Origin of the sequence: Niabella sp., assembly GCF_030150205.1 — a bacterium.
Classification (GTDB): Bacteria; Bacteroidota; Bacteroidia; order Chitinophagales; family Chitinophagaceae; genus Niabella.
This window is the reverse complement of the sequence record NZ_JASLGT010000009.1, coordinates 157824-172264: the sequence shown is the minus strand read 5'-3', so window position 1 is coordinate 172264 and position 14441 is coordinate 157824. Positions and strand designations below refer to the sequence as shown.

Annotated in this window: 11 protein-coding genes and 1 tRNA gene; 9 read left to right on the top strand and 3 right to left on the bottom strand. The window is 45.4% G+C overall.

The window, feature by feature from the left end; all coding sequences use genetic code 11:
• Positions 1-325: 325 nt before the first annotated feature.
• On the bottom strand, positions 326-1108 hold the full coding sequence (locus Q1V85_RS08770) for a response regulator (protein ID WP_300599015.1): 783 nt from the start codon (positions 1106-1108) through the stop codon (positions 326-328).
• A 928-nt stretch (positions 1109-2036) separates the two neighbouring features.
• Between Q1V85_RS08770 and Q1V85_RS08765 the strand changes: the two genes are divergently transcribed.
• Both Q1V85_RS08765 and Q1V85_RS08760 read left to right on the top strand, forming a co-directional pair.
• Positions 2037-2789, top strand: coding sequence for a response regulator (locus Q1V85_RS08765; RefSeq protein WP_300599014.1), 753 nt, complete (start codon positions 2037-2039; stop codon positions 2787-2789).
• Between the two features lie 510 nt (positions 2790-3299).
• Positions 3300-5792 (top strand): hypothetical protein, encoded by a 2493-nt coding sequence (locus Q1V85_RS08760; RefSeq protein WP_300599012.1) that lies wholly within the window; start codon positions 3300-3302, stop codon positions 5790-5792.
• A gap of 630 nt (positions 5793-6422) precedes the next feature.
• On the opposite strand, the gene Q1V85_RS08750 is transcribed toward Q1V85_RS08760, so the two are convergent.
• Positions 6423-6496 (bottom strand) — tRNA-Pro (locus tag Q1V85_RS08750).
• A gap of 240 nt (positions 6497-6736) precedes the next feature.
• On the opposite strand from Q1V85_RS08750, the gene Q1V85_RS08745 reads away from it, so the two are divergent.
• The 7 genes from Q1V85_RS08745 (at position 6737) to Q1V85_RS08715 (ending at position 13708) form a co-directional block, all read left to right on the top strand.
• On the top strand, positions 6737-8002 hold the full coding sequence (locus Q1V85_RS08745) for a dihydroorotase (protein WP_300599010.1): 1266 nt from the start codon (positions 6737-6739) through the stop codon (positions 8000-8002).
• Positions 8003-8005: 3 nt separating this feature from the next.
• The gene (locus Q1V85_RS08740; protein WP_300599008.1) at positions 8006-8485 is read left to right on the top strand and encodes a DUF4199 domain-containing protein; all 480 of its coding nucleotides are present in this window, start codon (positions 8006-8008) and stop codon (positions 8483-8485) included.
• A gap of 2 nt (positions 8486-8487) precedes the next feature.
• Positions 8488-9432 carry a glycosyltransferase family 2 protein gene (locus tag Q1V85_RS08735; protein ID WP_300599006.1) on the top strand — a complete coding sequence of 315 codons (945 nt, stop codon included), beginning with the start codon at positions 8488-8490 and terminating at the stop codon, positions 9430-9432.
• A gap of 99 nt (positions 9433-9531) precedes the next feature.
• Positions 9532-10758, top strand: coding sequence for a glycosyltransferase (locus Q1V85_RS08730; RefSeq protein ID WP_300599004.1), 1227 nt, complete (start codon positions 9532-9534; stop codon positions 10756-10758).
• Complete coding sequence (locus Q1V85_RS08725; protein WP_300599002.1) at positions 10742-11764, top strand: dehydrogenase; 1023 nt, start codon at positions 10742-10744, stop codon at positions 11762-11764. Before Q1V85_RS08730 ends, Q1V85_RS08725 begins: the two co-directional genes overlap by 17 nt.
• A gap of 2 nt (positions 11765-11766) precedes the next feature.
• Positions 11767-12342, top strand: a complete 576-nt coding sequence (locus Q1V85_RS08720) for an SIS domain-containing protein (RefSeq protein ID WP_300599000.1) — start codon at positions 11767-11769, stop codon at positions 12340-12342.
• A gap of 73 nt (positions 12343-12415) precedes the next feature.
• The gene (locus Q1V85_RS08715) at positions 12416-13708 is read left to right on the top strand and encodes an HAD-IIIA family hydrolase (protein ID WP_300598998.1); all 1293 of its coding nucleotides are present in this window, start codon (positions 12416-12418) and stop codon (positions 13706-13708) included.
• On the opposite strand, the gene Q1V85_RS08710 is transcribed toward Q1V85_RS08715, so the two are convergent.
• Positions 13697-14350, bottom strand: a complete 654-nt coding sequence (locus Q1V85_RS08710; protein WP_300598996.1) for a methyltransferase — start codon at positions 14348-14350, stop codon at positions 13697-13699. The genes Q1V85_RS08715 and Q1V85_RS08710 overlap by 12 nt on opposite strands.
• Between the last annotated feature and the right edge of the window lie 91 nt (positions 14351-14441).

Genomic DNA, 14441 nt, shown 5'->3' with positions numbered 1-14441 from the left:
AAAGTCAGAGGCGGTAACATCAACGAAAAGAATTGTTCCGGTTGTGAAAGGAAAAATATTTCAGCGATGAAGAGATCCGCAAAACCGGGTTACAGTCAGATCTGAACGAACTTAAAATTACCGGGGCCGGCCAGGGCTGATCTATATAGTAAAGGGTATTGACTTTATCAGTGCCCTTATTATGTTTCCAAACAACTATCGGTGAATTTATATATTCTTGTGCTATTCGCAGCTACGCAGCTATTAGCATCCCACCCCATACCCTATTCCCCATTAGCTACTCACTATTCCTCATTCACTATTCATTACTCACCATTCGCCATCCTCACAAACTCCCCATATTCCTTCGTTTCACGTATTCCCTTAAATAACTAAGCGGCGCCTTACCAAACTTTCTTTTAAAACTCCTGGTAAATTGGGATGGTGATGAAAACCCGGTAAGAACAGATATTTCATTAATCTTATACCGTCCTTCGTGCATGAGTGCGGCCGCCCTTTTTAACCGCACCTGTTCTATAATTTCGTACGGTGAATAGTTGGAGGTAGCTCTTATTTTCCTATACAGGGAAGACCGGCTCATATGCAGTTGTTCTGCCAGGAACTCAATACTCAGCAAAGCATTGCCTATATGCGTTTCAATCAAAAGGTGCAGACTTGCCAGGAACTGCTGATCGGTTAAAGTAGTAACTGATTCACCCCCAGAATCAGTATTTCGTTCGAATCGCTCTTTTAATTTCAAACGGTTTTGCAAAATGCTAAATACCTGTGCATCCAGGTAGGCGGGAGAAAATGGTTTTTCGATATAAACGTCAACTCCTTTCTGTAAACCCGAAACCTTGTCTTCGAGGCCGCTTTTTGCGCTTAGTATAATAATGGGTATATGTCCGAACGCTTTGTTCTCTTTAATCATGGAACAAAGCTGAAAACCGTCTATATCAGGTAAAATAATATCGATAATGATTAAATCGATCGGGGTGCTTTTTAAGACTTCCCAGGCCTCTTCGCCATTAAAAGCCGGGGCAATACTGTAATTACCACCCAGGATATCTGTTAGCAGATCTACGAGTACCCGATCGTCATCTAAAATAAGAATAGCCGGCGCTCTCATTTAATTACTCCAACATTAACGGTAAACCACCGGTATATTTTCCCAAAAACCGGGTGTGACATCGAAAAGCCTGTTGCCTTTTGTAAATTTAGAGCCAGATTAAAAAAGCGGTAATAAAACATGTTCGTCTCTGTTCAAAGCTTGTGCTGAATTTCATTAATGCAAAGCATACTGTTTCCCGGAATCATTTTCCAACAACCGTTGCCGGATACCAGGACGGTCATCGTTTAATGCTGCTAAATGGTACTGCTTTCTCGAAGTGTTAGTCACTTTTAGGTGATTTGCTTCAAAAAAGTATCGTCTAAAAAATAGCATATAAGCCATCGAATACCGACACTATATACATTTTTTAAACCTGTAAAGGCCTTATACAGTCAAAAATAATTGTTTTGATTACCTGAAATAAAGACCTTATCAAATTGACACTCACGAACAACACAATGACACGTAACGACAATTTAATTTCATTTTCACAGGGCTAATAGGGGTCATGTGAAATAAAAAGTACTTGTACGTACTTCATTACAATACAAAATTTTACATTTGAATAATCAATAGTAAAAATGACCGTACCTACCAGCATACATTCTAATTCAAAAAACATGGTTAACACAATAGCCCGGCCTTGTTGGCTATATATCAACCGATCGAAAGCACGGAGAAGCCTGCCTGCTTTTTGGAAAATTGGTCAGCATACAACAAGTACCTCAAGTATATTGCCCTCATGCCAGTCGTCAAAAAAATACATCCTGACAACCGGATATTGTTTTTTTGAACTTACCAAAAAAGAAAAACTTAAGTTTTGAGATGTGAAAGACCTGCCATCTGGACAGCAACTTGTTGGCCAGCGTTTACCAAACAGTAAATACCTTTTGCACTTGCAATGATTGCATGGACTTTTTTAAATGGTTATACCCTATAATTATTTATGGAAAAACAAACGATACTGGTAGTAGATGATGAAAAGTTAGTGCTAGAACTATTAACAGACTTATTAGAAACAGAGTTTGAAGTAATTGCTGCGGACAATGGCGAACAGGCTATCCAGCAATTAAAGAGACACCCGGTATCTATGGTAATATCGGATGTGGCGATGCCGGGTGTAGACGGCTATGAGCTGTGCGGCTTTATTAAAAGAACAGGCAGTTTGAGTCATATACCGGTGATATTACTAACCGCTAAAACAGAGCTGGAAAGTAAAATACAGGGGCTGCATGGCGGAGCTGATGTATACCTTGAAAAACCTTTTTCACCCGATTTTTTAAAAGCCCAGGTGATTAGTACCCTGCAAAACCGCACCAGGGTACAGGACTATCTTATACTGGAAAAACAAAACAGTGACGCCGAAGAAAATGGAGAAAAAAGCTTTATCAGCCAGCTGCACCTGATTATTGATGAGTATATAACCGACCCCCTGCTCGACCTGGAATTCCTGGCAAAGCACCTGCATATGAGCCGGGCTTCTTTGTACCGTAAAATAAAAGCATTAACTCCTCTAACTCCTTATGAAATTGTAGAGCAACGTCGTTTAAGACGGGCCACCGACCTGATACAAAAAAGCCAGTACAAGATGAATGAAATAGCCATTATGAGTGGCTATAACTCCGCTTCCCAGTTTACCAAAAGCTTTAAACGACAATTCGGACAATCGCCCCTGCACTATTCGCGCAACCGGAAATAATGATGGATCATAGCTCATAGCGGATTGACCAGGAACGACCATCTATAAACTACAATCCGTCATCCAGTATCCGGTATCAAGCACCCAGTATCCGCACGCTGCCATCTGTTAACCTTGAGCGCTGAACATTTCTATTCTATTCATGTCAATACCTGAGACAAATACACCATAAAGAGATACATAAAAGCAACGACTCCATTTTTCGCCGCTCTACTTTTGTGGCCTGGTTGTTTATAAATGCATATTTAAAAACCAGGCTGTAAGAAAATCGGGGACAAAGCGGGTGCTTGTTATTTTTTAAAAAACAGTGCCGGAGTTTTGAAAACAGCCATACCCAGGTAACGCGTTCGGGTATGTGAAAAATATCATTGCTAAAAATGAATTCAGGACCCCGCACTATGGGCAAAAGTCGGCATTGTGTTGTGCTACCTGCCTTTTGAAAATTCGAAATAATATCTATAAAACCATACCATTAACTATTATTCATCATATAACTAAACTTAAACAACAATGACAAAAATGCGAGCTCTTAGCACCATTGTATTGACACTGATTGTCAGTCTGTGGTCCATCAACTACTCTTACGGCCAAGCGTGCTATGGCGCCAGCGGCTGCCAGGATTTTGCCAATTTTGGCTTTAACTCCACTACTGCTGCTACCCTGGAGTATGACAACTATGTATCCGGCTTTCACTCTACAGTGGTAAGAGATCTGGACGGTTCTTTAAAAATATGGGGAGAAAAGACCAAGGCAGATGGTGTTAGCAGCTGGCTGGTGCCAACGACTATTAATCCGGGTAATTATCCGGGATTGACCGGCACACCGCTGAAAGTGGCTATTGGCAGTTTTGGTCAAGATCAGGTTCAGTTTTTACTTCTTACCAGCGACGATAAGCTTTGGGTTTGGGGAGCGCCGGGCTTTTTAGTAAGTACTACGCTAGCTTCATCCCCCGCTTTCACACAATTAAGTCTAGGACTACCCACCGGTGTAACTTCCAGCAATGTAAAGATGATGTTTGGTACACATGAAGCAGTTATATTAACCACCTGCGATGGTAACGTATATGTATTGGCCGCTAACGCTGACATGCGTGGTGGTGGTGGTGCCGGAACTGCTACTACCTGGTCACATGTACAAAAAACAGACGGAACTTTCCTGACAGGAATAGTAGCCGCCAGGGGATGCTCCGGCAGCGTTATTGCGCTGGATGCAGCGGGAATTCTTTGGACATGGGGAAATAGCTGGGACGGCATAAGTGCAGCTGCCAGTCGAAACAGGGCAACCATTTTAACACCGCCCCCCGGTGCCGGGCCTATCAAAATGATCGGGGCCTCTTACTCAGCTTATAATTTTCTTCCTACCTACTATGTTTTATATCAAAATGGGTCCCTATACTCACTGGGCAATAATAACTACGCCCAACTGGGCATTTGGAATACCAGCAATTCCAATACCTGGGTGCAACCTACCTATTCAACAGGCGGAACACCTATGAACGATATTAAATGGATATCACCTAACGAGCATGACCGCGGCTATGCCTCCATTAATGTGCTAACCAATAACAAAGTAGTCTACACCTGGGGTTGCGAAAGCGGCAATATGCTAGGTCGTGGCTCCAATAACTCCTCTCCCAGTGCCGTGAATCCTGGCCAGCCCAGCAATTTCCAGACCGGTTATTCTAATACAAATGTCATCTCTGTCGAAAGCGGTGGTCATACCACTATGATCCTACGGGAATGCACCAGCACTTTTGGGTATGTAGGACATAGAATAGATGGCAGTATGGGTGATAATTCGACTGTCTCAACGTATGATCCCGTATACCACTTTAACACCAATGCCGTGCAGGTTTGCGGTAGCCAAACTGTAAGCGCAACGCTCGACGCTTCGTATAACGGTCCTTATTGTATTGGCAATAATGTACAGCTGATCGGTAACCCATCGGGCGGTACTTATGCGATCGATGCAGGCAGTACGGCTACGGCCACCCTGTCCGGCAATACGCTTACCTTTACCAGCGCAGGTACCTTAAGAGTAAACTATACCGTAAGCGCTGGGTCCTGTGGCTCTGTCACTATCGTAAAAGTATTTAATGTGGAAGACTGCGGTGCCAAAGTTACCATACCGGGTACCATCTGGAACGATGCGAATGGTAATGCCGTAATAGATGGCAGCGAAGCCGGTATCGCTAATGGCTTATGGGCTAATTTAACCGACCCCAGTGGCCACGTAATCGCCTCGGTACGGGTGAATACCGACGGTACGTTCTCCTTCCAGATAGCTACCAGCTACCTGGCCGCCGGTGGTAACTACCCGGTAGTACTTACCAATAGCGCTAAACAGGTGGGTGATCTCCTGCCTACTGCAGATACGCCTGCCGGTGGTTATGGCTATACGGGTGTAAACCGTGGCAGCACAGGTATAGACAACTCCAACCGTACCGGTAAGTTATACATTGGCAACCTGAATGGCATTGCAGGTGGCACTACTACAGCACCGGTAAACTTTGGCATCAGCAACGATCCGATAGCATTACCTGTACAGTTTACGAATGTATCAGCTATTATAAAAGGGGGTGTATTACTTGTAAACTGGGCCACTTCCTCTGAAAAAAATAACAAGCGCTTTGAAATAGAAGCTTCTGCAGATGGCGTTCATTTCACTACCATTGGTTCTATGGATTCCAAAGCCCCAAATGGCAACTCCGATAGTGTTTTAAGCTATGAGTTTTCAACGAATATGTCGGGCGTTGCCCTTGCTACGTCAGGTATTGCGCTGGTGCTGTTAGCTTTGGGTAGCCTGGCCATGGGATTGCCACGCAAAAGAAAACTGGTATTTGCAAGCTTATTGTTAACGGGCATATTTGCAGGTGCTATGGGTTGTCAGAAAAAAGCTTCAGAGCCTGTTTCTGATGGTAAGAGCGCCTATATCCGCGTTGTACAGATTGATGCCAACGGAAGCAAATCTTACTCAAAAATTGTAAAAGTGGTGAACAATTAAACCGTACACTTCGATTATAAAGAAGCCTGCCCGGGTAAACGGGCGGGCTTTTTTGTTGTTGAAACGATGATGCAGGAGGTACGATGCCGGATGTGTAGAAAGGAACGTAATTCTAACCTCGCCAATTGTCTGAATATAGGCCGCTATATCTTTGATCATTGCAGGTGAAAAAACGTATCGCAACAAAAGTATATACTCCTTACTATTTGTATTGTACTTGAATAACTCAATTATTTCATCTGCCCGACTGTCATTGCTTTGTTCACGATATACTTCAAAAGCAGCTATGAAGATGTCGGACAAGGAAAATGAAATTACCTGATCCATATAGTCCAATGCTGCTGCGAGATCTTTTAATGCTAAAATCAAGGCCTTCAGAGCTGCAGCAAGAGGGGTAAGAGATATTGCTTTTTTCCTGTTTAGACTCGCTAATATTTATGCTTAATCCCTACAATCCCCCAAATATCCAACATGATCCGAAAAAAGGCAATAAAAAAGCCTCTGAAAGAATCAGAAGCTTTTTTATTAAGTCGGGACGACTAGATTCGAACTAGCGACCCTCCCGCCACTGCGGGATCCGCTACCGGTATAAAATCAAAAAGCCCAGCATTACTGCTGAGCTTCTTTAAGTCGGGACGACTAGATTCGAACTAGCGACCCCTTGCACCCCATGCAAGTGCGCTACCGGGCTGCGCCACGTCCCGAACCGGATCCCATATCCGTAAATAAATACAGACGTTGTTGGGAGGGGGTGCAAATATAATACATTTTCTTTTTCTATCAAAAGAAACGGCTTTTTTTACGGCGAGCGTCTCCGGGGATCTCAGTCCTGCTGTATCTTTTGTGTTTCCCCTCCCATAACACAGCTATTTCTACCCCAATATGGCAGGATCTCCACGCATATTCCTTTAAAAATCAGAAATTGCGCTTATCTTCGCACCTTAATGAAAATTCTCATTAAGCAATCCAAGATCATCGACCCCACCTCCTCTTTTAACGGTCGCACCGCAGATATCCTTATCGTAAATGGAAGCATTCAGTCTATTGGTAAAAACCTGGTTCAGAAAGGTGCCAAAGTACTGGACGCAAAAGGGCTGCATGTAAGTCCGGGCTGGGTCGACTTGTTTGCAGATTTTGCAGATCCGGGGTTTGAATACCGCGAAACATTAACCAGCGGCAGTACCGCTGCAGCCGCCGGAGGGTTTACCGATGTTTGCATTGTACCCAATACCAAACCAGCCATTGATCAAAAATCGGTAGTAGAATATATTTGTGCAAAAGCAGCGCAGTTGCCGGTGAGCATTCACCCGTTGGGTGCGGTTACCAAAAATACAGATGGCAAGGAACTGGCCGAGATCTACGATATGCGGCAGTCCGGCGCCATTGCCTTTACCGATGGTAAAAATGCCATCCAGTCTTCCGATATCATGGTAAAAGCCCTGCAATACATCAAACCCTTTAACGGGGTACTGATCCAGTTGCCGGACAATAAAGACATACAGCCGAATGGCCTGATGAATGAAGGTGTCGTGTCTACCCGGTTAGGCCTCCAGGCAAAGCCGGCCATCGCGGAAGAGCTGCTGATCACCCGCGACCTTAAACTGGCCGAATATGCCGGTTCCCGGTTACACCTTACCGGTGTTACCACTGCCGCCTCGCTGAAGCTGATCAAAGAGGCCCGGCAGAAAAAAACAAAGGTGACCGTTTCTGTAACACCGGCGCACCTGTTTTTTACCGAAGATGACCTTCAAACTTACGATACGAACCTGAAGCTAAACCCGCCGTTGCGTACTGTTAATGACCGGAAGGCGCTCCTGAAAGGCATTACAGACGGTACTATCGACTGTGTGGCTACGCATCATATTCCTTATGATACCGATCATAAAATGGTAGAATTTGAATATGCCAAAAACGGCATGCTGGGCCTGCAGACCGCGTATGCCGTGCTCAATACCGTATTGCCGGAAGTACCGCAACAACGCTGGGTGGAGCTGCTCTCCATTAATCCCCGGAAGATCCTTGGATTACCGGTACCTTCCATTGAAGAAGGGGCCTTCGCCTCACTTACGGTTTTTGATCCTGCACAGCAGTGGATATTAAATGCCGATGCCATCCGCTCTCAAAGCCGGAATTCGGCATTTATCGGAAGATCCTTTACGGGTAAGCCGTTGGGCATCATTCATAACAATCAGACGAATCTTTCATTTTAACACATGATATTAAACGCAACAAGGAAGGGACTGATAACAGGTATTTTAATGATACTGGCAGGGTTGATCCTATCGGCATTAAAAACACCCGACAATTCTCCCCTGCATTATATAGGATATATCTTTTACGGAACAGGAATCGTATGGGCTGTCATTGCTTCTAAAGACAAGACAAAATTTGGAACGTTATTCAACGAAGGATTCAGGTGTTTTATCATGGCAACCCTGCTAATGGTGGTGTATACATGGATCTACTGGGCAACAAATCCAAAGAAAATGGACGAAACAGTGGCCAAACAAAAAGAAGTTCAACTTAAAAACGCAAAAGACCGAACGCCTTTAGAAATAGATCAACAGGCAAAAGACACCCGTAAATATTTTATACCGATGGTGCTGGCCGGAACCGTTTTTGACTTTTTACTTATCGGTGTGGTGGTAACCACTGCCGCCGCAGGAACCTTATCTTTGTCAAAGAAAAACTAAAAATGGACATTTCTGTAGTTATACCTTTATTAAATGAAGAAGAATCATTGCCCGAACTGGCCGCATGGATCGAGCGGGTAATGCAGGAAAACCATTTCAGTTACGAGGTCCTTTTTGTGGATGACGGCAGTACCGATAACTCCTGGCAGGTTATTTGTTCCCTGCATGAAAAAAATCCGGATATCCGGGGCATTAAATTCCAACGCAATTATGGCAAATCTGCCGCGCTGAATGAGGCCTTTCGCGCTACCCGGGGCGATGTGGTGATTACCATGGATGCCGACCTGCAGGATAGTCCGGATGAAATACCCGAATTGTACCGGATGATCCGGGAAGACCGGTACGATCTGGTGAGCGGATGGAAGAAAGTGCGGTACGACAATACCGTTACCAAAAATATCCCTTCCAAATTCTTTAATGCGGTTACCCGTAAGGTTTCTAAAATACAGCTCAACGACTTCAATTGCGGTTTAAAAGCCTATAACCGGAAAGTGGTAAAAAGCATTGAAGTGTATGGAGAGATGCACCGTTACATACCCGTACTGGCTAAATGGGCCGGCTTTAAAAAGATCGGCGAAAAAGTGGTAGAACACCGCAAACGCAAATACGGGGTCAGCAAATTTGGCTGGGATCGTTTTATCAACGGATTCCTGGACCTCCTTTCCATTACATTTGTAGGAAAATTTTCCAAGCGCCCTATGCACTTTTTTGGTGTTTGGGGCATGGTCTTTTTTATGATCGGTTTTTTTTCTGCACTATACCTGCTCATCTCAAAAGTCTTTAGCAACGACTTTTCGATTACCAACCGTCCGTTTTTTTATATTTCCCTGGTTGCCATCATCATAGGCGTGCAGTTGTTCATGGCCGGTTTTATCGGAGAACTGATCTCCCGCAATGCGCCGGGCCGCAACGCCTATTTAATTGAAGCAAAAACAGGACTGGATTAATGGATGCTGTTGCGGATATGGTCTTTTAATCGTTCTGTATATTGTTGAACAGGAACCTTAACGCTGGTCGTGGGGTCAGGCGAACGTGAACATCTTTTTATGCCCAAAGTAATTATTATAGGACCCGCACATCCGCTCCGGGGCGGATTGGCCACCTTCAACCACCGGCTTGTAAAAGCATTTGAAGATGGTGGCTACCAGGCTGCGATCTGGTCCTTTTCTTTACAATACCCCTCCTTTCTGTTTCCGGGAAAATCACAATATACGGATGATCCCGCTCCGGAAAATATCGCCATTCATACCCGCATCAATTCCATCAACCCGCTTAACTGGGTGCAGGTGGGTAATGCAATAGCCAAAGAAGCACCCGATATCGTGGTGGTACGCTACTGGCTTCCTTTGATGGGACCTGCATTGGGAACCATACTCAGGAAGATCAGGAAAAATAAAAAAACAAGGATCATTTGCATTGCCGATAATATCATCCCCCATGAAAAAAGGCCCGGCGACATCCCTTTTACCAACTACTTTATAAAAGCCTGTGATGGTTTTATTACCATGAGCGAAAAGGTATTTACCGACCTTCGAACCTTTACGCAGAAGCCGGCACTGCAGGTACACCATCCCTTGTATGACAATTTTGGCACACCTGTTTCCAAAACAGCGGCCCGCAGTCATTTACAACTTCCGGCCAACGATAAGATCATCCTGTTTTTCGGATTCATCCGGAAATATAAGGGGCTGGACCTGCTGCTTAAGGCGTTTGCCGGTCTTGAACATGAAACCTCAAACCTCAAACGTCAAACATCAGAGATCAGTCCCGGTAGCGATCGGGAACAGAAATCAGAAATCAGAAATCAGAAATCAGAAATTAAATTGTTGATTGCCGGTGAGTTTTATGAAGATGAAGCCGGTTATCAGGAGTTGATCGACAAGCTGGGCATCCGCGAGGCGCTGATCCTGAGAACCGAATTCATCCCCGACAATGAGGTTAAATATTATTTATGCGCCGCCGACCTGCTGGTGCAACCCTACCGGAATGCCACGCAAAGCGGCGTAACGCCCCTGGCCTATTATTTCGAAAAGCCAATGATCGTAACCAATGTGGGCGGGTTGCCGGCGCTGGTTCCCCATATGAAAAGCGGACTGGTGGCGGAGCCGGAACCCGCTTCCATCGCCAACGCCATCCGGGAATATTTCCGATTAGGAGAAACCCACTTTATTCCACATCTTCGCAGCGAAAAAGAAAAATACAGCTGGGATCACCTGGTCAACGCCATTGTTGAGCTGGCTGATAAATCAAGAAACGATGATTCACAGAAGTAAAGCGCCGTTAAGGATCGGGCTGGCAGGCGGAGGCACAGATGTAAGCCCCTATTGTGATGAGTTTGGCGGCGCCATCCTCAATGCCACCATTTCTTTAAATGCCAACGCCACTATTGAACGTACGGCCGACGGAATGATTTCCTTTGAAGCACTGGACCGGAACGAAACAGAGGCTTTTAGCTGGTCTTCCTCACTGCCGCTCAATGGGCACCTCGATCTGTTAAAAGGCGTTTACAACCGCATACAAACAGACTACCCGTTTACCAATGACGGCTTTCGTTTAAGTACCTATGTAGATGCGCCTGCCGGATCCGGCCTGGGAACTTCTTCTACACTTGTAGTAGCCATCGTTGGTGCATTTGTGGAAATGTTGCAACTCCCCCTGGGTGAATACGACATCGCACATTACGCTTATGAGATCGAACGCAGTGATCTCCGGCTTGCCGGCGGACGTCAGGATCAATATGCCGCAACCTTTGGCGGTGTAAACTATATGGAGTTTTATAGCAATGATAAGGTGATTGTAAACCCGCTCCGCATCCGGCAGCGATACCTGGATGAGCTGGAAAACAATCTGCTCCTGTATTATACGTCCACCAGCAGGGAGTCGGCAAAGATCATTATCGAACAAAGCAAGAACGTAACCGAAAAGAAAAGTCAGTCTATTGAAGCCATGCACCAGTTGAAACAACAGGCACAGATGATGAAGGAAGCCCTGTTGAAAGGCCAGCTGGATGAAATTGGCCGGATTCTGGATATAGGCTTTGAACAAAAGCGCCGTATGGCTGCCGGTATTAACAACGAGCTGATTGATACCATCTATGAAACGGCAAAGAACAATGGTGCATCCGGAGGAAAGATCAGCGGCGCCGGTGGCGGCGGTTTTATGATTTTCTATTGCCCCGGCAATACCAAATATAAAGTACGCACCAGTCTTGAACAGTTTGGCGGTCAGTACCGCAACTACCAATTTGTAAAACATGGTTTAAAAACCTGGACAGTTTAATTATGAATCATCAGATCAAATCCCTTATACAGGCCTCCATCGATGTAAAAAAACAAGTGTTGGAAAATGACCAGTTGCTGCAGACCGTAGCTGCAGTGGTTCACACCATCGTTGCGGCTTTCCAAAAAGGCAATAGTGTCTATTTCTGTGGAAACGGGGGCAGCGCGGCCGATGCCCAGCACCTGGCAGCAGAGTTCAGCGGACGGTTTTATAAAGACCGTAAAGCATTACCGGCAGAAGCATTGCATTGCAACACCTCCTATCTGACGGCTGTTGCCAATGACTATAGTTTTGATGTCATCTATTCGCGCATCATCGATGGCATTGGTAAAAACGGCGACGTTTTGATCGGCCTCAGCACATCAGGCAATTCACAGAACATCGTGCGGGCATTTGAACAGGCCAAGGCCAAAGGCATGACCACGATCGGATTCACCGGTGCCAGTGGCGGCCTTTTAAAAACAAGCTCCGATTTTTTAATCAACATACCCTCTTCCGATACGCCCCGCATCCAGGAATGCCATATGCTGCTGGGTCATAGCATTTGCCAGCTGGTAGAGGAACAATATTTTGGCTGATTGTGTTTAACGTCCGACCTTTCTGGTTTGACGTTAAACCTCAAACATCAAATTTCAAATATTAAACGTAGCCATGCTTCAAAAACGTGTAGAGGGCAACTGGGAAGAAGGCCGGGAGGCCATTGTACTGGCGGGTGGACTGGGTACCCGGTTGCGCGAAGCGGTACCGGACCTGCCCAAATGTATGGCGCCCGTTGCTGGAAAACCCTTTCTTTATTATGTAATCAATTACCTGCGCCGGCAGGGCATACAACGCATCATTTTCAGTTTGGGTTATATGCATGCGGTTATAGAAGATTACCTGGCAACAACATTTCCGACCTTACAATACGATTGTTGTATTGAGGAAGAACCGCTGGGTACGGGAGGAGCCATACAACTGGCATTGCAGAAAGCTACCGGAACGGATGTTTTTGCAGTAAATGGAGACAGCTTTTTTGCGTTTGATGCCTCCCAACTGATAACACTGCACCATCAAGCCAAAGCCGATTGTACACTGGCATTGAAACCCATGCAGCAGTTTAGCCGGTATGGGGTGGTAACCACTGACGGGCAGCAGCATATTGTAAGTTTCCGGGAAAAACAATATTATGAAAGCGGGCTGATCAATGCCGGCGTATACCTGGTGCACAAAGAAGCACTGCTTCAAAAGCATTTTCCGTTAAAATTTTCTTTCGAAAAAGATTTTCTTGAACAATTTGTGAACGAAGGGAAGTTTTCGGGCGCTGTTGCCGACGGCTATTTTATCGACATCGGGATTCCCGAAGACTACAACCGCGCTCAGAACGATTTCCAGGCCGCTCCTTTTACCCTCGATACATTAACCTCGGACTGGACCTTGTTCCTCGACCGGGATGGAGTGATCAACGAAGAGAAACCGGACAGTTATGTATTTCATAAAGATGAATTCCTGTTTTATGCCGGCGTTCCGGAAGCCATTCACCGGTTCACGCATTACTTCCGGCATGTGATCGTAGTGACCAATCAGCGAGGTATCGGCAAGGGTTTAATGGATGAAGCGGCCTTACAAGGCATTCATGATTTATTGAGCGATGAAGTAAAAAAAAGTGGCGGACATATCCCTGCCATTTATTTTGCCACGGCAGTAGATGCGCGTGATTTTTTCCGGAAGCCCAACCCCGGTATGGCCTTACAGGCAGCAGCAGACTTTCCGGATATCGACCTTACCCGATCGGTAATGGTAGGCAATAATATTTCCGATATGAAATTCGGCCGTAATGCTGGTATGCGTACCATTTATCTTACAACCACCAATGCTTCGGAAGTGCTGCCGCATCCGGATATAGACCTGCAGTTACCAGACCTGAAGACACTCGCTGCAATGCTTTCCTCCTCACAGGTATAAATAATAGGGTTGTAATAAGGCTTTAAATTCAGGGGTATATTCATTTCCGCTACGGATCAGGATCCGTTCCTGCAGATACCCGCTTTTATTATGGCCACATTCCACCATGATCCGGAATGGCACATGCCGTTCTGTTTGATGTACATAGCAACAACGGTTGATGTTTAACGCCAGCATATCCAGCTGCTGTAACAGTTCCGCTTCCCTCCTTGCCGGTAATAACAAAAAAAAACGCCCTTCAGCTGCCAGTTGTTCCCGGATAAAAGAAAGCAGGTTCCTTAAAGACAATTCTTCGCTGTGGTGCGCGATATTTTTATTCTGTTGTTCCCCTTTAAGATCTCGTTCATAGAACGGCGGATTACTGATAATAACATCATATTTACCAGGGAAAGACTGTTTCAACACATCGCCCTGTATCAGCCGGATTGAAGCCTGCCAGTCTGTTTGTGCAATATTCTCCCGGGCCTGCTCATAGTCGGCCTCCTGTATTTCAATGGCATCGATCAACCGGTTCCCCGTCTGCGCAATCATTAATGACAGCAATCCTGTTCCGGCGCCCACATCCAGTACCGTTACAGCTTCGGCCGGCATATGACCCGCCACCCAGGCCCCAAACAAGCAGGCATCCGTGGTCACTTTCATTGCGCAGCGATCCTGGTAAATTACAAATTGCTTAAAATGGAAATACGGATTCGGCATATGCAAAGATCAAGAATATCTATTAAAGATCGGC

Excerpts from the sequence above, each read along its gene's own strand:
- Q1V85_RS08710 (WP_300598996.1), bottom strand. The coding sequence starts at position 14,350 with ATGAAAGTGACCACGGATGCCTGCTTGTTTGGGGCCTGGGTGGCGGGT.
- Q1V85_RS08735 (WP_300599006.1), top strand. The coding sequence starts at position 8,488 with ATGGACATTTCTGTAGTTATACCTTTATTAAATGAAGAAGAATCATTG.
- Q1V85_RS08715 (WP_300598998.1), top strand. The coding sequence starts at position 12,416 with ATGCTTCAAAAACGTGTAGAGGGCAACTGGGAAGAAGGCCGGGAGGCC.
- Q1V85_RS08740 (WP_300599008.1), top strand. The coding sequence starts at position 8,006 with ATGATATTAAACGCAACAAGGAAGGGACTGATAACAGGTATTTTAATG.
- Q1V85_RS08760 (WP_300599012.1), top strand. The coding sequence starts at position 3,300 with ATGACAAAAATGCGAGCTCTTAGCACCATTGTATTGACACTGATTGTC.
- Q1V85_RS08745 (WP_300599010.1), top strand. The coding sequence starts at position 6,737 with ATGAAAATTCTCATTAAGCAATCCAAGATCATCGACCCCACCTCCTCT.
- Q1V85_RS08720 (WP_300599000.1), top strand. The coding sequence starts at position 11,767 with ATGAATCATCAGATCAAATCCCTTATACAGGCCTCCATCGATGTAAAA.
- Q1V85_RS08730 (WP_300599004.1), top strand. The coding sequence starts at position 9,532 with ATGCCCAAAGTAATTATTATAGGACCCGCACATCCGCTCCGGGGCGGA.
- Q1V85_RS08765 (WP_300599014.1), top strand. The coding sequence starts at position 2,037 with ATGGAAAAACAAACGATACTGGTAGTAGATGATGAAAAGTTAGTGCTA.
- Q1V85_RS08770 (WP_300599015.1), bottom strand. The coding sequence starts at position 1,108 with ATGAGAGCGCCGGCTATTCTTATTTTAGATGACGATCGGGTACTCGTA.
- Q1V85_RS08725 (WP_300599002.1), top strand. The coding sequence starts at position 10,742 with ATGATTCACAGAAGTAAAGCGCCGTTAAGGATCGGGCTGGCAGGCGGA.